The organism is Kitasatospora sp. MAA19 (assembly GCF_029894125.1).
GTDB lineage: Bacteria > Actinomycetota > Actinomycetes > Streptomycetales > Streptomycetaceae > Kitasatospora.
In genome coordinates this window covers 144,044-163,239 of the sequence record NZ_JARXYZ010000006.1, presented here as the reverse complement: position 1 = coordinate 163,239, position 19,196 = coordinate 144,044, and the positions used below count along the sequence as shown (strand labels likewise).

Annotated in this window: 21 protein-coding genes and 1 pseudogene; 15 read left to right on the top strand and 7 right to left on the bottom strand. The window is 71.7% G+C overall.

Annotated elements, in window-relative coordinates; genetic code table 11:
- Positions 1–104 precede the first annotated feature (104 nt).
- Positions 105–563 (top strand): hypothetical protein, encoded by a 459-nt coding sequence (locus P3T27_RS12625; protein ID WP_280677567.1) that lies wholly within the window; start codon positions 105–107, stop codon positions 561–563.
- A gap of 59 nt (positions 564–622) precedes the next feature.
- Here P3T27_RS12625 and P3T27_RS12620 read toward each other — a convergent pair whose 3' ends face one another.
- Complete coding sequence (locus P3T27_RS12620) at positions 623–805, bottom strand: hypothetical protein (protein WP_280677565.1); 183 nt, start codon at positions 803–805, stop codon at positions 623–625.
- Between the two features lie 402 nt (positions 806–1,207).
- On the opposite strand from P3T27_RS12620, the gene P3T27_RS12615 reads away from it, so the two are divergent.
- Positions 1,208–2,410 carry a Cmx/CmrA family chloramphenicol efflux MFS transporter gene (locus tag P3T27_RS12615; RefSeq protein ID WP_280677563.1) on the top strand — a complete coding sequence of 401 codons (1,203 nt, stop codon included), beginning with the start codon at positions 1,208–1,210 and terminating at the stop codon, positions 2,408–2,410.
- 188 nt (positions 2,411–2,598) lie between these two features.
- Here the strand turns inward: P3T27_RS12615 and P3T27_RS12610 are convergent, their stop codons facing one another.
- Both P3T27_RS12610 and P3T27_RS12605 read right to left on the bottom strand, forming a co-directional pair.
- Positions 2,599–3,336, bottom strand: coding sequence for an SRPBCC domain-containing protein (locus P3T27_RS12610; protein ID WP_280677561.1), 738 nt, complete (start codon positions 3,334–3,336; stop codon positions 2,599–2,601).
- A complete protein-coding gene (locus P3T27_RS12605) occupies positions 3,333–4,085 on the bottom strand; it encodes a helix-turn-helix domain-containing protein (RefSeq protein WP_280677559.1) in 753 nt (250 codons plus the stop codon). The genes P3T27_RS12610 and P3T27_RS12605 overlap by 4 nt, the downstream gene beginning before the upstream one ends.
- 175 nt (positions 4,086–4,260) lie before the next feature.
- On the opposite strand from P3T27_RS12605, the gene P3T27_RS12600 reads away from it, so the two are divergent.
- The 4 genes from P3T27_RS12600 (at position 4,261) to P3T27_RS12585 (ending at position 8,147) form a co-directional block, all read left to right on the top strand.
- Positions 4,261–5,424 carry a hypothetical protein gene (locus tag P3T27_RS12600; RefSeq protein WP_280677557.1) on the top strand — a complete coding sequence of 388 codons (1,164 nt, stop codon included), beginning with the start codon at positions 4,261–4,263 and terminating at the stop codon, positions 5,422–5,424.
- 283 nt (positions 5,425–5,707) lie between these two features.
- Entirely contained in the window at positions 5,708–6,247 is a 540-nt protein-coding gene (locus tag P3T27_RS12595) for a hypothetical protein (RefSeq protein ID WP_280677555.1), read from the top strand.
- Positions 6,248–6,304: 57 nt separating this feature from the next.
- The gene (locus P3T27_RS12590) at positions 6,305–7,051 is read left to right on the top strand and encodes a 2OG-Fe(II) oxygenase (protein ID WP_280677553.1); all 747 of its coding nucleotides are present in this window, start codon (positions 6,305–6,307) and stop codon (positions 7,049–7,051) included.
- Positions 7,052–7,397: 346 nt separating this feature from the next.
- Entirely contained in the window at positions 7,398–8,147 is a 750-nt protein-coding gene (locus P3T27_RS12585; RefSeq protein ID WP_280677551.1) for a dienelactone hydrolase family protein, read from the top strand.
- Between the two features lie 171 nt (positions 8,148–8,318).
- Here P3T27_RS12585 and cynR read toward each other — a convergent pair whose 3' ends face one another.
- Positions 8,319–9,215, bottom strand: coding sequence for a transcriptional regulator CynR (gene cynR, locus P3T27_RS12580; protein WP_280677549.1), 897 nt, complete (start codon positions 9,213–9,215; stop codon positions 8,319–8,321).
- A gap of 124 nt (positions 9,216–9,339) precedes the next feature.
- Between cynR and P3T27_RS12575 the strand changes: the two genes are divergently transcribed.
- From P3T27_RS12575 to P3T27_RS12565, 3 genes are all read left to right on the top strand, one after another.
- Positions 9,340–9,927: a carbonic anhydrase gene (locus P3T27_RS12575; protein ID WP_280677547.1), complete on the top strand. Its 588-nt coding sequence runs from the start codon at positions 9,340–9,342 to the stop codon at positions 9,925–9,927.
- Positions 9,928–10,032: 105 nt separating this feature from the next.
- Positions 10,033–10,503, top strand: coding sequence for a cyanase (cynS, locus tag P3T27_RS12570; RefSeq protein WP_280677545.1), 471 nt, complete (start codon positions 10,033–10,035; stop codon positions 10,501–10,503).
- A gap of 123 nt (positions 10,504–10,626) precedes the next feature.
- Complete coding sequence (locus P3T27_RS12565) at positions 10,627–11,124, top strand: nucleoside deaminase (protein WP_280677543.1); 498 nt, start codon at positions 10,627–10,629, stop codon at positions 11,122–11,124.
- 81 nt (positions 11,125–11,205) lie between these two features.
- Here P3T27_RS12565 and P3T27_RS12560 read toward each other — a convergent pair whose 3' ends face one another.
- A complete protein-coding gene (locus P3T27_RS12560; RefSeq protein WP_280677541.1) occupies positions 11,206–11,670 on the bottom strand; it encodes a hypothetical protein in 465 nt (154 codons plus the stop codon).
- Positions 11,671–11,767: 97 nt separating this feature from the next.
- Between P3T27_RS12560 and P3T27_RS12555 the strand changes: the two genes are divergently transcribed.
- The gene (locus P3T27_RS12555; RefSeq protein WP_280677539.1) at positions 11,768–11,980 is read left to right on the top strand and encodes a hypothetical protein; all 213 of its coding nucleotides are present in this window, start codon (positions 11,768–11,770) and stop codon (positions 11,978–11,980) included.
- A gap of 70 nt (positions 11,981–12,050) precedes the next feature.
- On the opposite strand, the pseudogene P3T27_RS12550 reads toward P3T27_RS12555, so the two are convergent.
- Positions 12,051–13,249: pseudogene (locus P3T27_RS12550) on the bottom strand (FAD-dependent monooxygenase).
- A 136-nt stretch (positions 13,250–13,385) separates the two neighbouring features.
- Here P3T27_RS12550 and P3T27_RS12545 point away from each other — a divergent pair.
- The 5 genes from P3T27_RS12545 to P3T27_RS12525 all read left to right on the top strand — a co-directional run bounded on the left by P3T27_RS12545 (position 13,386) and on the right by P3T27_RS12525 (position 17,912).
- Positions 13,386–13,904, top strand: a complete 519-nt coding sequence (locus P3T27_RS12545; RefSeq protein ID WP_280677537.1) for a MarR family transcriptional regulator — start codon at positions 13,386–13,388, stop codon at positions 13,902–13,904.
- A gap of 397 nt (positions 13,905–14,301) precedes the next feature.
- Positions 14,302–15,195, top strand: a complete 894-nt coding sequence (locus tag P3T27_RS12540; protein WP_280677535.1) for a LysR family transcriptional regulator — start codon at positions 14,302–14,304, stop codon at positions 15,193–15,195.
- A gap of 395 nt (positions 15,196–15,590) precedes the next feature.
- On the top strand, positions 15,591–15,971 hold the full coding sequence (locus tag P3T27_RS12535) for a VOC family protein (protein WP_280677533.1): 381 nt from the start codon (positions 15,591–15,593) through the stop codon (positions 15,969–15,971).
- Between the two features lie 64 nt (positions 15,972–16,035).
- A complete protein-coding gene (locus P3T27_RS12530; protein ID WP_280677531.1) occupies positions 16,036–16,710 on the top strand; it encodes a DUF4097 family beta strand repeat-containing protein in 675 nt (224 codons plus the stop codon).
- 74 nt (positions 16,711–16,784) lie between these two features.
- Complete coding sequence (locus P3T27_RS12525) at positions 16,785–17,912, top strand: serine hydrolase domain-containing protein (protein WP_280677529.1); 1,128 nt, start codon at positions 16,785–16,787, stop codon at positions 17,910–17,912.
- Between the two features lie 308 nt (positions 17,913–18,220).
- On the opposite strand, the gene P3T27_RS12520 is transcribed toward P3T27_RS12525, so the two are convergent.
- Entirely contained in the window at positions 18,221–19,063 is an 843-nt protein-coding gene (locus P3T27_RS12520; RefSeq protein ID WP_280677527.1) for a MerR family transcriptional regulator, read from the bottom strand.
- Between the last annotated feature and the right edge of the window lie 133 nt (positions 19,064–19,196).

Genomic DNA, 19,196 nt, shown 5'->3' with positions numbered 1-19,196 from the left:
GGGGGGTGGTCGTGATGTACAACACGCTGGCCGCGCAGTTGAGTTGACTGATAGACATCACCCCGGGGGACCCGACCATCAGCCCACACATTTGGGAGGGAACCATGAAGAACCGCTTTGTACGTCGTGCGGGTGTTGTGGTGGCCGGTCTCGCCGTGCTGACAGTCGGCTTCGGCAGCACGGCGGCCATGGCGGCCGCTCCGGCAGCCCCGGCCCCGGCCCCGGTCGCAGTGGTCCAGAACGTCGCGCCCGCCATCACGGACGTGCAGACCTGGACCTACGTCACCGGCCCGCTGGAGACCACACTCACCCTCGACACGACCGCTCGCTCCGCGTCCATCGTCGTCTACGCCAACGTGCCGCTGCTCGGGAAGGTCAAGGTCGGCAGCGCGTCGGGCAGCCTGGCGCAGGGCATCACCTTCCACCTCGGCCTGTCGCCGTTCGTCAACGGCACGCAGAGGTTCTACCTGGTCGGCGACGACGTGCACCTGTACTACGACTTCGACGCGCTCGGCAAGCACTACACGGGCGACGTCAAGCTCGGCACGCTCCCGCCGTTCTAGTACGGCCGGTGCCGCCCGTCGCCCCTGCACCCCGGGGCGGCGGGCGGTCCGCATCGGCGTCAGGCGCCGAAGGAGACCTGGTCGACCGTCCAGAACGCGCTGTTGGTGCCCGTGCAGCGGAACTGCAGGCGCTCCGTGGTGGCGCCGGCCGGCACGGTGACGGGCAGGTGCTCGACGGTGTTCAGGTCCGAGCGGTAGGACTTCACCACCTGCGGGGCGCCGTCGTCGAAGACCACGTACACGTCACCGGTCTGCGGGCCGTCGACCTTTTCACCCTCGCCCTGCCCGCCCCCACCACCGGCTGACCGCAGGGGAGCCCGAAGAACTCAGGGCTCAGACCGGCTGCGGCAGCCAGCCGTTCTGCACCGCCCGCATCCCGAACTCGAACCGGCTGCGCGCACCGCCGCCGGCCCGAAACCCGCGTGCCCGAACCGGCACCGCTGCGGTAGCGTGCGGCCCATGTCGAGCCCTGAGGCATCCAGGGTGGGGTCTTTCGGTCACACGCCGTCAGCCCCCTGAACCCCACGCCCCGCCCTCCCGCCGCACCCCGCGGCCGGAGCGGCGTGCCCCCGTGCCCTCCCGGGCGCTGACCGCGGTGACGAGACGCCCCCTTCTCGCGCTTCTCCTCACCCCGGAGCCACCCGATGCCCCTGCCGCTCTACCTGCTCGCCCTGGCCGTCTTCGCCATGGGCACCTCCGAGTTCATGCTCGCCGGCCTCCTGCCGGACCTCGCCGCCGACCTCCACGTCAGCGTCGCCACAGCCGGCCTGCTCGGCCCCGCCTTCGCGATCGGCATGGCCGCCGGCGCCCCGATGATGGCCGCCCTCACCCGCACCTGGCCCGCCCGCACCAGCCTCCTCGGCCTCCTCCTCGCCTTCGCCGCCGCCCACGCCACCGGCGCCACCACCACCAGCCTGCCGCTGCTGTGCGCCACCCGCGTCCTCGCCGCCCTCGCCTGCGCCGGCTTCCTCGCCGTCGCCCTGACCACCGCCGCCACCCTGGTCGCCCCCGACCGCAAGGGCCGCGCCCTGGCCGTCCTGCTGTCCGGCACCACGCTCGCCACGATCGCCGGCGTCCCGGCGGGCGCCGCCCTCGGCACCCTGCTCGGCTGGCGCGCGACCTTCTGGGCCGTCGCCGCCCTCTGCCTGCCCGCCGCCGCCGGCCTCCTCCACGGCCTCCCGGCCCGCCCCGCCCCGCACGCCGCAGGCCGCAGCAACAGCACTGACCGCAGCAACGGCACGGGCGAACCGGCGCTGCGCACCGAACTCGCCCAACTCCGCCGCCCCCGACTGCTCCTCGCCATGGCCCTCGGCGCCCTGGTCAACGCCGCCACCTTCGCCGGCTTCACCTTCCTCGCCCCCGTCGTCACCGACACCGCCGGACTGGACCGGCTCTGGATCCCCGTCGCCCTGGTCTTCTTCGGCGCCGGCTCCCTGCTCGGCGTCACCGCCGCCGGACGCCTCGCCGACCACCGACCCGGCCTGGTCCTCGCGACCGGCGGCCCGCTGCTGCTCACCGGCTGGCCGGCCCTCGCACTCCTGGCCGACGAGCCCGCCGCGCTGCTGGCCCTGGTGTTCGTGCAGGGCGCGCTGTCCTTCGCCCTGGGCGCCACGCTGATCACCCGGGTCCTCTACGAGGCCTCCGCCGCCCCCACCATGGCCGGCTCGTACGCGACGGCGGCCCTCAACACCGGCGCCACCGCCGGACCGCTCCTCGCCGCGACCACCCTGGGCACCACCGCCGGGCCCCTGGGCCCGCTGTGGGCGAGCGCACTGCTCGTCCTGCTCGCGCTGCTCCTGGCCGTACCCCTGCGCGGGGTGCTCACGCCCCGCCGCGGCGGGGCGTAACACGTGCCCAGGAGTGGGAAGTCGACGAGGCCGGCTTCCCACTCCGGCGGGGCGAGCGCGGGCTGCCGCGGGCCGGTCAGCGGACGACGTCGAAGACCTGCTTCTGGACGCCGTTGGAGTAGGCCTCGTGCTCGACGAGTGGTGTCGACCGCCCGCGGGGAGGCGGTTATGGGGGGCGAGGGAGCTGGTCAGCCGAGGAGTTCGGCCAGCCATTGCTGCCAGGCGGCCTCGGCCCCGCCGGTGTCCGCTCCGAACAGGTGGTGGAACGTCAGCACGATGCCGGGGCCGTGGTGGAAGGTGTAGATCGCGTCGGTGGTGCGGATCTGGAAGCGCTCGTCGTCCGCCCAGACCACCTCGCCGTCCAGCGGCGGCAGGCCCGCCGGCTCGGCGTGCGCCCGCGCGCCGAGGGCCACCGGGGTGGGCAGCGACAGTCCGAGGGCGAGTGCCGCCCGGACGTCCTGTGCCGGCCGCGGGCCCGTCGGCGCGGCGGCGAAGACCGGGACGGCGGTGCGTCCGGGGAAGTGGGCCAGGTACTGGCGCAACGTGCCCAGGTGGAAGGGCCAGCCGCGGCGCAGCGCGTCGTACTCGTCCTGCCAGTCGTCGCCGAGCAGACCGCTGTGGACGATGCGCAGGACGGTGCTGCCGGCGTCGCGGCCCTCGATGAGGTACTCGAAGGCCATGAACCGGCCGTCCTCGGCCGGGGGCGTGCGGGTGGCGAAGCGCTTGCCGGGTTCGTAGGCGGTGATCAGCGCCTCCTGCCGGTGGCCGCCGGTGTCCATGGCGGCGATCCCGCCCGCGTGCCCGTCCACCTGGTTGCGGCCCATGAACCAGGCATCGATCCCCGGCCCGGTGGCGATCGCCTCCCAGACCTGTTCCGGGCTCGCCGGCAGGCTCGTCTCCAGCTCGATCTCGAACGGGTGCGTCATCGGCGGTTCTCCTGCCCAGCGTCGGACTGTTGTGCCTGCGGTTCCTGCGGTGCCTGTAGTGCCTGTAGTGCCTGTAGTGCCTGTGGTGCCTGGGCTTCAGCCCGGGTCTCCGCCCGTGTTTCCGCCCGTGCCTCCCCGGTGGCGCTCGCGCCACCCTCTCGGGGGTCGGTCGTGGCGGGTACCTGGTGCAGCCCGACGACCACCCGGTGGGTGCGGCCGCCCGGGGCGTTCTCGTCGTGGTAGCGGCCGACGAGGGCCGCCACGGTCTGGGCCAGTTCCTCGGCGAAGGCCGCCCGGTCGGCCGCGGAGGCGAACCGCACCTCCGCGTCGATGCCGAAGGAGGCGACCCGCCGCCCGGCCCGGGCGGCGCCGGTCAGCAGCTGCCCGACCTCCTGCACCAGCCGTGACCCCAGGGCCAGCAGCCAGCGGGCCGAGAGCTGGTCGGGGGAGCGGGAGGGGTCCGGGCTCACGGTGGCCAGCACGGTCGGGGAGATCACGTAGGAGGAGGCGGTGGCGCGGTACACCCGCTCGGTGACGCTGCCCTTGCGTCGCTCCTCGGCGAGCTCGACCAGCCCGTGACGCTCCAGCTCCTTCAGGTGGTAGTTGACCTTCTGCCGGGGCAGCCCCAGGCGGCCGGCCAGCATGGCGGCCGAGCCGGGCTCGGCGAGGGCGGCGAGGATCCGGGACCGTATCGGGTCCAGGGACGCCTCGGCCGCGGCGGGTTCTTCGATCACAGCGACGTCCAGCACCGTTCCAGGATCCGACCGACAAAATAATTTGTCAAGACAGTCGAAGTTGTCGGGTGGTGGTAACGCCGACCGGGCCTTGAAATGGGTACCGACGGTCCACGACGCCCGCGGCGGCCCGCCCGCGGCCTCCGTGGTCGCCCGGACGCCGCCAGGCGCCCGGCAGGGAGGAACGGACATGGGCTACTCGGCACCGCAGGAGTTCGGCGAACTCACCTTCGTCTTCAGCGCGGGCGAGACGAGACCGCCGGAGGGCTACCACGCCCTGTGCAGCGTCATCCCCAGGGACGGCCCGATGACCTGGGTGAAGGGCACCCGTGCGGGGTCGGCGGCGCTGGCGGAGCCCAGGGAGTGGCGCAAGGTCGCCGACTCCGACGGGGTGCTGCGCGGCCTGGTGCCGGTGGCGCCCCCCGGGTACCGGGCGCTGAGCGCGCTGTGGTCCTCGGGCCGGGTCCACGGGGCCCACGACGTCCTGCGCGAGCTCGACGGCGAGGCCTTCGTCGCCCAGACGGACCTGCGCTGCGTGAAGGAGGAGATCGGCGGGCGCCGCTACGTGGCCGTCGGTGTTCGGTGCGGGCGCGGCGGCCTGGAGATCGCCGAGACCGTCCGGCCCGAGACCGTCCCCGAGGGTGCGGGCTGCCTGCTGACCCCCGGCATCGCGACGTGGATCTCCTACTTCGACGGCGACTACGAGGGGGAGGACACCGGCGACGTCCACGTGCTGGACGTGCCGCTGAAGACGGTCGCGCGGGGCGGGCCGGCGGGGCCGGTGATCGCGGGCTGGAGCGACGTGCCCGAGGCGACCGCGCCGGTCGTCGACCGGGAGGTGGTCCTGCCGTGCGTCGCCGTCGCCGACCGGGGCAGGTCCGCGCAGTGGATCGTGCGCAACTCCCCGACGTACACCGTGCGGCGCAAGCGCTTCCACACCCGCCAGGCGGTCGTGGACCTGCGGGAGGAAGCGCGGGCGGGCACGATCGGCGCTCTCGTCCCGTGGGGGGTGGGCCGGGCACAGGCCGAGCCCTACCGGGAGCGGGCCGGGCTGTCCGTCGGCTTCGAGGCGGGCGTCGAGGCCGAGGGCTTCGGCGCCAGGTCGGTCGCGTCCCTGGGCCGTGCGCTGGGCTACGGGAGCGCGCACTCCGTCACCGCTCTGAGGTGGGAGCGGAAGACGGTCCAGGCGCCCGCGCCGGGCCTGCACCTCACCGCGCTGTACGCCGAGAGCCACTGCATCGAGATCGTCCGCAACGATCCGGGCCGCACGCTCGCCTCCGGCCGGGAAGGCCTCACGTTCAACGCCAACGCGTCCTTCACGGCGCCCAGTTATCCGCCGCCGGCGGGCCGTTGAAGGGAGTTGAAGGGTCTTGAAGGGAGTTGAAGGGGGTGGAGGGGGTGAAGGGCGGTGGAAGGGGTGCGCCTCGATCGCGTTCGTCACCCGTCGTGTTGACGGTTCATCAGATCTCGTTAACTCGTGCTTGTCGGCTGGCTGGGCCGGACGGGCGGTGACTACGCTCGGCCGCGCCGTCCGCATGGGGACGGCGCCCCGCCGCGTGCTGCACGCGCCCAGGCCGTCCCGGCCGTCACGCGCTGGTACGGATCCCCACGCTCGGGCAGTTCCCACGGGAGTGGACATGAGCTCTGCAGGCCGTAAGACCGTCGCGGTGATGGCCGCGGCTCTGGCGTCGCTGGGCGTGGGGAGCGCGGTCAGCGCCTCCGCGGCCGCCTCGTCGCCGTCGTCGTGCAGCGGGGCGGAGTGCCCCAGCCTGAAGCCGACCCGCCTGTCGGTCAGTCAGGCGAGCCTGAACGTCACCCAGATGCAGCTGGAGAACATCCAGGCGATGGTGTCCGACGCGGTGACCGGGGAGCCCATCCGCGGCGCGAAGATCGTGTTCGCCACCATGGGCGGCCGGACGCTGGGCGCCGCCTACACCGACTACGACGGCATCGCCGCGATCACCGCCCCGGAGAACCTGGGCCCCGGCACCCTCCAGGAGCTGCTGGGCGGCTACGAGGCCGCGATGATCGGCGACGGCGTCCACGCCCCGGCCGGCGCCCACGGGGCGATCACCATCGGCACCGACCAGGGCCCCGGCGTCCCGGGCAACCCGTGCGCCATCTGCAGCGACCGCGGGCTCAAGCAGGACGTCGTCCCGGTCGACTGGAGCCGGTAGGGGCGCGGGGGAGCGGGCCGCGCGGAACACCCGTCGCGATCGGGAAGGCGGAACACGATGACCGGGCAGGACACCGGGACGACGCGCGACACCGGGACGGGATGTGACACCGGGACGGGGCCGGCCGAGGCGGTGGAGCAGCCGTCGGCGGTGAGCACGGGCGCGATCTGGCGGCTGCCGGTGACGGTCTGCCGCATCACCCAGTTCCTGGGCGAGCGGACGGCCGGGGCCCTGCTGGAGCGCGCCATCGCCACCGGCTCGGCCGGCGGCGCGCTGAAGCCCTCGATGATCCGGGACCGGGAGCTGGACCCCGGCTTCCGCCGCTCCCGGTCCTGCCAGGACTTCGCCGCACCCGAGCTGACGGCCGCCATCGACGAGGTGCTGGAGGCGGTCGAGCACACGCTGGGGGTCTCCTGCCGGCACACCGAGCCCAGTTACGGCCTCAACGTGCACAACGACGGCGACTTCTACCGCTCCCACCAGGACACCAGCGCCGAGTACTCGCCCCGGCGCCTGCTCACCTTCGTCTACTACCTGCACCGCACGCCCCGGCCCTTCGGCGGGGGAGCGCTGCGGGTGTTCGACGCGGCCCTGCCGCTGTACACCGAGACGTCCGGGAAGTGGAAGGAGCAGACCTGGCGGGACTGGGAGCCCGAGCACGACAGCATCGTGTTCTTCCTCCCCACCGCCTGGCACGAGGTGCGGCCCGTCAGCTGCCCGAGCGGGCGCCACGAGGACAGCCGCTTCGCCGTCAACGGCTGGCTGTGCAGCCCCGATCCGGCGCACCGGGGCGGGGCGGCATAGGAGACGGGTGCCTGGTCGCGGCCTCCGGTCGGTCGCTGAGGTGTCGTCCGAGGTGTCGGCCGGGGTGTCGGCCGGGGCATCGGCCGAGAGCGTCCGCGGATCGTCCGCGCGAACCGCGCCGTGGGACCGGGGAGTTGGCATCGGCTTTGTCCGGTGGACTACGCTGTGCGGCATGACTACCGGGACGGCGTTGCGCCACACACGGGTTGGCGACCCGGTGCTCTTCTGAGCGCCGTGCGGGCCGGTGCCGGCCCGCTGTCCGATCGAGGGCCCTGCGCTGCTGCGCGGGCCCCGCCTCCGTCGTGTTGATCACAGGCTCGATACATCAACCACGACAGGAGACCTCATGCCCACCAAGACGCTGCAGATTCCCACCGCGGACGGCCAGGCCGACGCTTTCGCCGCCTTCCCCGACGGCGGCGGGCGGCACCCGGGGGTGCTGCTGTACTCGGACGCCTTCGGCCTGCGGCCCGTGCTGCGGGAGATGGCCCGCGAACTGGCCGAGCACGGGTACTACGTGCTCGTTCCCAACCTCTACTACCGGCACGGCCCGGCGCCGGTGATCGAACTCCCCGCGCACATCGGAGAAGAGGCCCGGCCGGCGGTCTTCGCCCAGCTGATGCCCCTGATCCAGGAGCACATCGCCGAACGCGCCCTGCGCGACGCCGACGCCTACCTCAGGTTCCTCACCGCTCAGCCCGAGGTCAGCGCCGGTCCGGTCGCCGCGATCGGCTACTGCATGGGCGCCGCCCTGGCGATGCGCACCGCAACGGCCCACCCCGGCCAGGTCGCCGCCGTCGCGGGATTCCACCCCGGCCTCCTGGTCACCGACGCGCCCGACAGCCCGCACCGCCTCGTCTCCAAGCTCACCGCCCAGGTCCACCTCGGCCTCGCCGAAGGCGACCTGTCGTCCGAGGCCATCAGCGAGCTCAACCAGGCCCTGGACGCCGCAGGTGTCGACCACAGCATCGAGACCTACCCGGGCACCGTCCACGGCTTCACCATGTCCGACACCGAGGCCTTCGACTCCGCCGCCCGGCAGCACCACTGGGACCGCCTGCTCGCCCTCCTCGGCCGCACCCTGACCGCCGGCTGAGCCCCCGGCCCGGAAGCCGCCCCTGAGTCCCTGAGCCCCTGAACCCTGGGCCCCTGAGCCCCTGAACACGGCCCCCGGCGCATGAGAAGTCGACACCACCGACTTCTCATGCGCCGGGGGCCGCTCCGCACGGAGCGGCCCCCGGCGCCGTGGCCGTACGCATCACCGTCCTCACGTCCCCAGCGCCTGGACCCAGTCGAGCGTGAGGCGCGTGAACGCCTGTGCCGCGGCGCTCTGGTAGGCGGTTTCGCGGCGCAGGAGGGCGGCGGTGCGGGCGGGGAGGGCGGGGGTGAGGGGGGCGGGGTGGAGGTGGGGGTGGTCGCGGGCGATGGCGTCGGGCAGGACCGTGGCCAGGGGGGTGCGCCGGACGATCTCGGTGAGGGCGTTGATGGAGTTGGCCTCCACCGCGATGGGCGGCGTCGTGTGGTGGCGGGCGAAGTGGGCGTCGATGTGGCCGCGGGTGGCGAAGTCGCCGCTGAGCAGGGCCAGGGGGTGCGCGCCGAGGTCTGTCACGGGCAGCGGCCGGGTGCTGCCCGCCCGGGGGTGGAGGGGGCCGACGACGAGGCTGAGGGTCTCGGTGAACAGGTCGGTGCCGGCGATGCCGGGCAGATGGGGGCCGTGGAAGGCGATGCCCAGGTCGAGCTCGTCTGCCAGCAGCGCGGATTCGATGCGGTCCTGCGTCAACTCCCGCACGTTCAGGGTGATGCCGGGATGGCGGGTGTGGAGTTGTGCGACCAGGGGGCCGATGAGGTAGGCGGTGAAGGTCGGCGTCATGGCCAGACGCAGGGCGCCGCGGGAGAGGTCCTGGACGTCGAGCACGGCACGGTCGGCGGCCGCGAGCTCCTGCAGGGCGCGGCGGGCGTAGTGCACGTACGCGTGGCCCGCGTCGGTCAGCCGGACCGCGCGGCCGGTGCGGTCCAGCAACTGGACGCCCACGGTGCGCTCCAGCTGTTTGATCTGCTGGGACAGGGTGGGCTGTGCGATGCGCAGGTCTTCGGCGGCGCGGGTGAAGCTGCCGTGTTCGGCGACGGCGAGCAGATAGCGCAGGTGACGCAGTTCCAGGGCCATGTCCCACATCATAGCTCTCATCTATAGGAGCTATGGATATTGCGTCTTGGACACTATAGATACAGGTCATGCATGGTGGATCTCGTCAGCCCAACGGGGCCGGCACCCTCCGAAGGGAGTGACCATGCAAGACCTCGCAGCAGGCGTCGCCCGTTTCCGGCGCGATGTCTTCCCGGCCAAGGCGGAGCTCTTCGCCCACCTGGCGACCACCCACACGCCCACGACGCTGTTCATCAGCTGCTCCGACGCCCGGGTCGTGCCCGAGCTGATCACCGGCAGCGAGCCGGGTGACCTGTTCGTCATCCGCACCGCTGGCAACCTCGTCCCCGCCTACACCGCCGGCGCCGACGGGGTGGCGGCGAGCATCGAGTACGCGGTCGCCGTCCTGGGCGTCACGGACATCGTCGTCTGCGGACACTCCGCCTGCGGCGCGATGACCGCCCTGGCCGAGGGCCACGACCTGAGCGCCCTGCCGACCATCGCCGACTGGCTGCGCCACGCCGACGCCTCCCTGGCCCGCACCGCCGACACCGGGGTGGACGCGCTGGTGCGGGGCAACGTCCTCGCGCAGCTGGCCAACCTGGCCACCCACCCCTCGGTGGCCCGCGCACTGGCCGGGAACAAGGTCACCCTGCACGGCTGGGTCTACGACATCCCCACCGGCGCGGTCGCCCGGCTCGACGCCGCCGGCACCCCGGCCCTGGCGGCCTGACCCCCGAAACCACCCCCCTCGATCCCGGACCACCCCGTCCCGGGACGCCCGCAATCCCGCCGCTCCGGCCTTCGGAGGGGCACCCCGTGAAAGGACACCACCGTCATGGTGCACGCCCAGTTCGACAACACCGCCCGTACGGCCCTGGCCGCCGCCGCCGTCGACGCCAAGATCCGCAAGGACCTGACCTGGCAGCAGATCGCCGACGCCGCCGGCCTGTCGGTCGCCTTCGTCACCGCCGCCGTGCTCGGCCAGCACCCGCTGCCCAAGGCCTCCGCCGAGGCCGTCGCCGAGCTCCTGGGCCTGGACGCGGACGCCGCGCTGCTGCTGCAGACCATCCCCACCCGCGGTTCCATCCCGGGCGGCATCCCGACCGACCCGACCGTCTACCGCTTCTACGAGATGCTCCAGGTCTACGGCACCACCCTCAAGGCCCTGGTCCACGAGCAGCTCGGCGACGGCATCATCAGCGCGATCAACTTCAAGCTCGACGTGAAGAAGGTCGCCGACCCCGAGGGCGGCGAGCGCGCCGTCATCACCCTGGACGGCAAGTACCTGCCCACCAAGCCGTTCTGATCCAGCCCTGATCCGATCGGCGGCAGGGCCCGCAGCGGGCCGGGAGCCCACTCCCGGCGCCCGGCCCGCTCCCCGGCCCGCACCGCCGAGCACCCCGCTTCTCCTCCCCGAAGGACCCCTCCCATGGACTTCGCGCAGCGCACCATCGACATCGCCCGCCAGAACGTCGCCGAGGGCGGCCGCCCGTTCGCGACCGTCATCGTCAAGGACGGCAGGATCCTGGCCGAGAGCGCGAACAAGGTCGCCCAGACCAACGACCCGACCGCACACGCCGAGATCCTCGCCATCCGCGGCGCGTGCGTGAAGCTGGGCACCGAGCACCTGACCGGCACCACCATCTACGTGCTGGCCCACCCCTGCCCGATGTGTCTGGGCTCGCTGTACTACTGCTCCCCGGGCGAGGTCGTCTTCCTCACCACCCGCGACGCCTACGAGCCGCACTACGTGGACGACCGCAAGTACTTCGAACTCGACTCCTTCTACGGCGAGTTCGCCAAGAACTGGGACGAGCGCCGGCTGCCGATGCGCCACGAGTCCCGCGCGGACGCGGTCGAGGTCTACCGGTTCTGGCAGGAGCGCAACGGCGGCGAGCGCCGCGTGGCCGGCGCCCCCACCGCCTGAGCAGCGCGCCACGGCCGGCGTGATCGACAAGGCGGCCCGGACCCCGCCCGGAGCCGACAGCTCCGTCCGGGCCCTCCGGGCTCAGTATTCGCCCTTGATCACGAAGTAGGAGCCGCGGATCACGCCGGCCAGCTTGGACTTCTGGCGCGCGAACTTGAAACGTGACGCCAGTTCCTCGGGAACTTCCATCCCTTCGGAGAGCTTGAAGCCGACTGCGCGCTTCTTCCCGGTCTCGATGCCGTACATCACGTTGATCGACAGGCCGGACTCGTAGAACACGTGAACCATCCGAAAACCGTCCACCTCGAAGGACGTCACCTCAAGCGGACGGGCGGAGATGACGATGTCGCGCTCGTTGGCAAGGATGTGGTTCAGCCAGTCGAGCGCCTCCGGCGCCTCGCTCGCGGGGCTGACGGTGAAGACGTGATCGTACTTGTTCTTGTAATAGCGCGCCTCGTTGGCGCGTAGTCCGGCGAGGGCCTCCGCGACCGGGGACGACTCCAAACCGACGGTGGACACGTCCCCGAAGTCGACGATGTACGGCATTCGCCCTCCTCATGACGATCTGTCACGGAAAATGTAGCGGACAGGCCACCCTCGTCGGGCGCACCCGACCCCTTGGCCGCCGGGATGCTCCCTGGAGGTGGACACCGCTGCCGTCGCCGCGGCGACGGGCCTGCCGGGCAACGCCGTGGCGCTCGAAGAGGAACTGCTCGGGGAGTCGGACGAATGCCTGGGCGGAGTTCTGGTCTTCACACAAGGCGGCTACCTGTCCCTGCTGGAGGTGTACTCCTGGGCCGATGGCAAGGTGACGCTCACCGAGGCCCGCCGGATGGTGCACCCCGCGACCGGGTGAGAGGGCCGGCCCGCCGACGCGGTGGTCCCGGGACAGGGGCACGAGGACGCCGGCCGGGCCGGGTGGCCCGTCATCCGGCGTGGTCGTAGTCCGGCAGGATCAGGCCGGTATGGGCGGCGCGGCCCTCGGCTCCCGTCAGGTCGGTGGTGTTGCGCAGGGCCTCGTTGCGGGCGTCGAGCATGTCCTGGGTGCTGGGGGCGACGACGGTGCCGCCCGAGGTGGCCAGGGCCTGGTTCTGTTCCACGAAGTGGCGCGCCTTCTGCTCGTAGGCCGCGAAGGCGTCCGCGTGATCGGCGTGCGTGGCCAGTTCCCCGGCCAGGATGTAGGCGCCGACCAGCGCGACGCTGGAGCCCTGACCGGACAGGAACGAGGTTGCGTAGGCCGCGTCGCCCACGAGGGCGACGCGCCCACGTGCCCACGTGGGCATGTGGATCTGGCTGACGATGTCGAAGAACAGGTCGTCGGCCTCGCGCATGGCGGTGACCAGGCGGGGGATGTGCCAACTGCGCTCGGGGAACGTGGAGGCGACGAGCTCGCGCTGCGCCTGAGGGTCGCGGAAGGCGTGGACGGGGGCTTCCTCCCGAAGGAAGACGAAGAACCCGTGCATGCGGTCGCTGGATTCCTGGGCGTAGAGGACCGCCGCCCTGCCGGGGGTGTTCCACACGATCCCCTCGTGGGCGAGGCCGAGGTCGTTGGGGAGGGTGAAGCCGGCGAAGGCGTAACCGAGGTAGCGGTGGAACCGGTCCTCGGGGCCGAAGACCAGTCGGCGAGTGTTGGAGTGCAGCCCGTCCGCGCCGATGACCAGGTCGAAGGAGCGGCGGGCGCCGCTGTCGAAGGTGACCTCGACCCGGTCCGCGCGGTCCTCCAGCGTGGCGATGGAGTCGTTGAACACGAATTCGACCTTGCCGCGGACCGGCGCGTGGAGGGCGCGCGCCAGGTCGCCGCGTCGCACTTCGAGATCCAGGCCCGCGGCGCCCCCGGTGGTGGCTTCGGGGGAGATGGAGCCGATGAGGGTTCCGGCGGCTTCCACGAAGGAGAGCTTTCGGGTGTCGACGTGGGCCTCGCGCAGCTGCGGGAGCAGCCCCATGCGGTCGACGACCTCGCGGGCCGTGCCGCGGATGTCGATCGCGGGTAGCCGCCGCCCCGGATCCGGGACGCCTTCTCGACGATGGTGACCTCGAAGCCGTAGCGGTCGAGCCAGTAGGCCAGGGACGGGCCGGCGATGCTGGCGCCCGAGATGAGGACCTTGCGGTTCGCGCAGTGGTTCATGACGGAGTCTCCTCCCGACGGCCGCATGAAGATGCGTACCTTAGGTATCCTTGTGGATGGCAGGGTGTTCCCGTGGAGGCTGGTCGCAGCCTCAGAATACATATACCTAACTTAGGTATTCAAGTGGAGTGGCGCGATGAACGCGGAGTCACCGGACGAAGCCGGGGCGGACCGGTCTGCGGAGGCCGTCTGGGCAGTCCTGCCACGGCTGACGCACCTGAGCAACGCCATGACCCGCGGCCGCCTGGTCGAACGGGCGACCGAGGCGGCCGGGCTCACCCTGGACCGCCCCGCGACGGGGGTGCTCCTGACGGTGCACGCGGCGGACAGACCGCTGCGCATCGGGGAGATCGCGGAGCGGATGCAGGTGGTCGGCCCGCACGTCACCCGGCAGGTGCAAGAGCTGGAGCGGCGCGGCCTCGTCCGCCGCGTCGGTGACCCGCACGACCGGCGCGCCAGCCTGATCGAGCCGACCGCCGAAGGGGCGAAGGCGGCGAACCGCTACACGACGTCCATGCTCGGCTGGTTCGCGGACGCCATGGCCGACTGGTCGGATCAAGACCGCGGCGACCTGGGCCGATTGCTCGGGAAGCTGGCCGACGACGTCATCGCACGCCTGGCCCTCCTCGACGACGCGCCACCGCCCGCCACCTGACCGGACCTGCTTCAACCTCCGGAAGAGTCAAGGCGTTCGAGAACGCCGGGGGTCGGCAGTCTTGCTCGCCACCGGAGGCGCCCGGGGCTGCGGCCGCTGCGGGATCCGCAGGCCGCTGGGAGCCGCCCGGCGGGCCCTGGGCCCGGCGCCCTCTGTCCTGAACAGGTGTCAGCTGGCCGTAGCCGCGGCATCCGGAGCGGGAAGTCGGCGAGGTCGACTTCCCGCGCTCGGTGGCGACGTGGAGTGCGAGGCCGAGGTGGAACGGCGTGGCCCCGCCGGCCATCGCCGACTGGATCACCTTCCGCTGGACCCTCATCCAGACCGGCACCTGATCCAGCGGAACAATGGGTGATCACGCACCGCTGGATCAGCACAGAGGTCGACGAACGGGGGCAGGGTGGAACTGCGCGACATCGAGATCTTCCTGACGTTGGCGAAGGAGCTTCATTTCGGCAGGACCGCCGACCGCCTCCATGTCTCCCCAGCGCGGGTCAGCCAGGCGATCAAGAAACAGGAACGCAGGATCGGTGCCGAACTGTTCGAGCGCACCAGCCGCACCGTTCGGATGACACCGATCGGCGAGCAACTCCGCGATGACCTCCTGCCGGTCTACCAGGGACTGCAGGAGGGCATGGAGCGGGCCAGGATGGCAGCGCAGGGAAAGGTCGACGTGCTGCGCGTGGGCATGATCCCCAGCAACGCCCACGACCTGCGTCCCTTCTGGGACGCCTTCCGCTCCCGCCACCCCCAGTGGGGACTGCAGATCCGCCACAACCCCTTCATCAACCCATTCGACCCGCTGCGGTCCGGACAGATCGACGCCCTGGTCTCGTGGCTCCCCGTCGAAGAACCCGACCTCTCGGTCGGGCCGGTCCTGTTCACCGAGTCCCGGGTGGTGCTCGTGACTCCCGATCACGACCTGGCCGACCGCGCATCGGTCTCCCTTGAGGTTCTCGGTGATTTCGGTGTCATCGGCTCGGCCTTGCCTCTGCCCGAGTACTGGGAGGACGCCTTCACTCCGTTCCACACCCCCAGCAGCCGCCCGATCGAGCGCCGTTCGCGGATCGGAGCCAACCTGGACGACATCTTCACCAACGTCGGAACCGGTGAAGCCGTCCATGCCCTGGGCTCCCATGTCACCCGCTACCACGCACGACCCGACATCACCTACCTGCCCGTTCACGACGCCACGCCCCTGAGATGGGGACTCGTCTGGCGCTCCGACACCGAGACCGAACCCATCCGCGCCCTCGCCGGGGTCATCCGCGACCTTGGCGCCCCAACCCTCTGAACACGCTCCGGAGGTGGTCGGTGCCGTCCGTTGGGGTGCGCGCAGGCGGCCTGGCGGCGGCTTGAGCATGCGCGCATCTCCCGTGAAGAGGTGCTGCAGGTGCTCGCCGTGGAGTCCTTGCACCTGGCCTGGGCGAGACCGGGCGAGAGAGTCACACGGCTGCTGACTCCTCGTCGCCAGGGCCTGCCGGCGAACGGGGCGCGGAGGAAGCGGCGGTGTGGGCACCGGGCAGGCAAGTCCCTCACCGGCGGCGTCGCAGGGCCCGGTGCTGCGTGCGCGCGGAGACCGTCAACCCTGGGGTTAACGACCGTTGCGACGATCGCCGTTGTTCCCCGTGCCGCCGCGCCCGAAGCTTGATCCATCCCAAGAGATCGAGCACGAAAGCGGGATGCACGATGAACCTTGTGTCCTCCGCGGTGTTCCTGACGGTCACCGATCCCGCCGCCTCCAGCCGGTTCTTCACCACCCACCTGGGATTCCGCGAGGTCCTGGTCCACGAGGACTTCGTGGAGCTCGGCCGTGACGACGCGGGCGTCGACCTCGTCCTGGTGCGGCGCGACCTCGAACAGCGCGGTCCCGGCCGAGGGCCGACCGACGTGATGGTGTCGTTCGCGGTCACCGGCATCGCGGCCGAGTACGAGCGGCTGCGGCACGCAGGGGTCGGCATAGCCGTGCCCCTGCGTCAGGAGCCGTGGGGCGAGCTGGTGGTGCGGCTGGTCGACCCCAACGGAGTGGCCGTCCAGCTGACCGAATGGGTGCCCCCGACAGGAACCTGACTCTCACCGTCCAGTGAAGGCCGGAAAGAGCGTGATCACCATCCAAGGAGAGCGAGAAAAGAGCATGACGCAGAAGTACGACACCCCCGCCCCGATCTCGGCCGTCCTCGACATCCCCGCAGGACGCATCCGGTTCACCGCCACCGACCGCGCCGACACCACGGTCGAGGTCCTGCCCGCGGACGCCTCGAAGGGCCGTGACGTGAAGGCGGCGGAGCAGATCGAGGTCGCCTACGGCGACGGCGCCCTGCGGATCGAGGCCGCACCGGCGAAGAACCGGATCCTCGGCAACTTCGGATCCGTCGAGGTGACGGTTCAGCTGCCCGCCGACTCGCGCATCGAGGCGAAGGCGGCGAGCGCCGAGTTCCGGGGCGTCGGACGGCTCGGCGACGTCACCTTCGAGAGCGCGCACGGCTCGGTCGAGCTCGACGAGGCCGAAAGCGCCCGCCTCACCCTCCTCTCCGGCGACATCTCGGCCGGCCGCCTGGGCGGCCCCGCCGAGATCAGCACCCAAAAGGGCGACATCCGCATCACCGAAGCCGTCCGCGGCACGGTCACGCTGCGCACCGAGCACGGCGGGATCTCGGTCGGCGCCGCCCGCGGAGTCTCCGCCTCCCTGGACGCCGGCACCTCCTACGGCCGGATCCACAACGCGCTCACGAACACCGACGGCGCCGACGCCGTCCTGACCATCCACGCGACCACCGCCTACGGAGACATCACCGCCCGCAGCCTGTAAGAGGGGCACCCCTCAGGCGCGGCGATCCCGTCCATTCAGTTGAATTTCGTAACAGCTCTGAAGGAGCACACACCATGTCCATCACTCTTACCGACCAGGACCGCCCGGAGCTGCAGAAGGGCATCGAGGAGATCGTCGCTTCCGGTTTCGCCGGGGTCCAACTGCGCGTGAACGACGAGCGGGGCGAGTGGGCCGGCAGCGCCGGGGTGCGCAAGCTGGGCGAGGGCGCCAAGCCGCCGACCGACGGGCGGTTCCGGATCGGCAGCACCACCAAGACCTTCACCGCGACCGTGGTGCTGCAACTGGTGGCCGAAGACAGGATCGGGCTGGACAGCCCGGCGGATGACTACCTGCCCCGATTCGGGCTGGACCGGCGAATCACGGTGCGGATGCTGCTGCAGCACACCAGCGGGCTGTTCAACTACACCGGCGAGTACTACGACGACGGGACAGTCGCGCCGGGGATCCCCTGGCAGGGCCAGGAGTACGTGGACAACCAGTTCCACACCTACCGGCCGGAGGAGCTGGTACGGCTGGGGCTCTCCAAGCCGGCGCGGTTCGAGCCGGGAGCGGACTGGAGCTACTCCAACACCAACTACGTCCTGGCCAGGCTGCTGGTCGAGGACGTCACCGGCCGCTCGTTCGCCGAGGAGATGCAGCGGCTGATCCTGCAGCCGCTGGGACTGTCGGGCACCGTGGTGCCGGACGCCTCGCCGGAGATCCCCGAGCCGCACGCCCACGGCTACTACCGGTACGAGCACGAAGGCCAGTGGAAGGTGGTCGACGTCACCCGCTTCAACGTCTCCTGGGTCTCCGCCGCCGGTGACATGATCTCGACCACCAAGGATCTCCACACGTTCTTCTCCGCGCTGATGAGCGGCAAGCTCCTGCCGGACTCGCTGCTGGCCGAAATGCGCACGCCGCACCCCAAACTCGGCTACGGCCTGGGGCTGTTCGTGGAGGAGACGGACGGCGGCACCGTCCTCCACCACAACGGCGGCTTTTGGGGTTGGGGAGCGCTGATGTACAGCACGCCCGACGGCAGCAAGACCCTGGCCGCCTCACTCACCACCGGGGACGCCGAACTCGACTTCGCCGCCACGGCCGAGGCGTTCCAGAAGGCGCAGCAGAGGCTCGTCAAGGAGGTGTTCTGCAGTGGGCAGGCCGAGCCGGCTCACAAGGCGGCCGAGCCGGCTCAGTAGACAGGGTCGAGCGGCGTGGACCCGCACGGGCCACGCCGGCTCGCTCACCCCGGGCCGACGCCCGCCGGCATGGACGACGAGGTCCACCCGGACCACACGCCGCGGCAGGTCGACGTCGAAGTGCAACCGCGACCCGAAGCAGCCGCCATGACCGCGCGGGCCGCCCCCGCAGCTCCCGGCGCCCCGGGGCGGCTGCGTAGGTCAGAACCGAGAGCGCTTGTCGGCTGGCTCCGGGAGCGGATCCTGCCTCGGGATGGGAAAACTGTTGCCGAGAAGTGGCAGCACCCGCGTGCCGGCGTACGAGCTCATCACGCTGCCTGCGGGTCGGTGACGCCAGTACGGAAGACCGGCCAGCAGACTTCGGTCCGCCACAGTGCGCTGTCCGCCGTGTGGCGCTGGCCGACCAGGTAGTACTCGCGGATCGGGCCGTCGACGGCGAGCGCGTGGCGCGCGACGTAGGCGGCCAGCGCGCCGTAGGCGCGGTCGATTTCGGAGGGCGGCCCGCAGTGCTCGATCACGGCGAGCTCGACCGGCGGCACGAGCAGCGGTTCGACCCGGCCGACCGGTCGGACGGGGCCGTCGCAGGGCACGAAGACGGTGGACTGGCCCCGGTGCAGGGTGAACAGCTCGTCCGCGTACACGCCGCCGGCGTGGCCGGTCTCCCGCAGCCCCTGGCCCGCCACGGTTGCGAACAGCTCGCCGAGGGCGCCCTGGAACCAGGCTCCGACGTCCTGGGCCTCGACCGTCGCCGTGATCGCCGCGGCCCGGACCGCGCCGACGCTGCGCAGCTCGATCGCGGACGAGTCGCTGGGTGCGGGCGATGACAGGAGGTCGCGCAGTGCCGCGACCGCGCGTTGGGTGCGGCCCAGCTCCTCCTCCAGGCGGTGCAGGTGCGCGCTGATGTGCCGGTTGCGGGTGGGAACATCGGAGGCGGCCAGGACGGTCCGGATCTCCTCCAGGGGCATCCCGAGGTCCCGGAAGCGGCGCACGACCTGGGCGGTGGGGATCTGCTCGGCCGAGTAGCGCCGGTAGCCGGTCCGAGGATCGACGTCGACCGGTTCCAGCAGGCCGACCTCGTGGTAGTGGCGCAGGGTTTTGACGGTCATGTGGGTGGCGCGGGAGAAGTCGCCGATCGACAGGTAGCTGATCATCCGTCGATTGTGCGGCCTCCAGCAGGGGGAGAGTTCGGCGGAGCCGTTGCCTTGACTCTCCTGCGACGGCCGCCGGGAGCCTGGTGCCCACGGCCGGAGCCCGGCCGCCGATCACGCACCGAACAAGGGAGCT

Excerpts from the sequence above, each read along its gene's own strand:
- P3T27_RS12625 (WP_280677567.1), top strand. The coding sequence starts at position 105 with ATGAAGAACCGCTTTGTACGTCGTGCGGGTGTTGTGGTGGCCGGTCTC.
- P3T27_RS12615 (WP_280677563.1), top strand. The coding sequence starts at position 1,208 with ATGCCCCTGCCGCTCTACCTGCTCGCCCTGGCCGTCTTCGCCATGGGC.
- P3T27_RS12610 (WP_280677561.1), bottom strand. The coding sequence starts at position 3,336 with ATGACGCACCCGTTCGAGATCGAGCTGGAGACGAGCCTGCCGGCGAGC.
- P3T27_RS12600 (WP_280677557.1), top strand. The coding sequence starts at position 4,261 with ATGGGCTACTCGGCACCGCAGGAGTTCGGCGAACTCACCTTCGTCTTC.
- P3T27_RS12595 (WP_280677555.1), top strand. The coding sequence starts at position 5,708 with ATGAGCTCTGCAGGCCGTAAGACCGTCGCGGTGATGGCCGCGGCTCTG.
- P3T27_RS12590 (WP_280677553.1), top strand. The coding sequence starts at position 6,305 with ATGACCGGGCAGGACACCGGGACGACGCGCGACACCGGGACGGGATGT.
- P3T27_RS12585 (WP_280677551.1), top strand. The coding sequence starts at position 7,398 with ATGCCCACCAAGACGCTGCAGATTCCCACCGCGGACGGCCAGGCCGAC.
- cynR (WP_280677549.1), bottom strand. The coding sequence starts at position 9,215 with ATGGCCCTGGAACTGCGTCACCTGCGCTATCTGCTCGCCGTCGCCGAA.
- P3T27_RS12575 (WP_280677547.1), top strand. The coding sequence starts at position 9,340 with ATGCAAGACCTCGCAGCAGGCGTCGCCCGTTTCCGGCGCGATGTCTTC.
- cynS (WP_280677545.1), top strand. The coding sequence starts at position 10,033 with ATGGTGCACGCCCAGTTCGACAACACCGCCCGTACGGCCCTGGCCGCC.
- P3T27_RS12565 (WP_280677543.1), top strand. The coding sequence starts at position 10,627 with ATGGACTTCGCGCAGCGCACCATCGACATCGCCCGCCAGAACGTCGCC.
- P3T27_RS12560 (WP_280677541.1), bottom strand. The coding sequence starts at position 11,670 with ATGCCGTACATCGTCGACTTCGGGGACGTGTCCACCGTCGGTTTGGAG.
- P3T27_RS12545 (WP_280677537.1), top strand. The coding sequence starts at position 13,386 with ATGAACGCGGAGTCACCGGACGAAGCCGGGGCGGACCGGTCTGCGGAG.
- P3T27_RS12535 (WP_280677533.1), top strand. The coding sequence starts at position 15,591 with ATGAACCTTGTGTCCTCCGCGGTGTTCCTGACGGTCACCGATCCCGCC.
- P3T27_RS12530 (WP_280677531.1), top strand. The coding sequence starts at position 16,036 with ATGACGCAGAAGTACGACACCCCCGCCCCGATCTCGGCCGTCCTCGAC.
- P3T27_RS12525 (WP_280677529.1), top strand. The coding sequence starts at position 16,785 with ATGTCCATCACTCTTACCGACCAGGACCGCCCGGAGCTGCAGAAGGGC.
- P3T27_RS12520 (WP_280677527.1), bottom strand. The coding sequence starts at position 19,063 with ATGATCAGCTACCTGTCGATCGGCGACTTCTCCCGCGCCACCCACATG.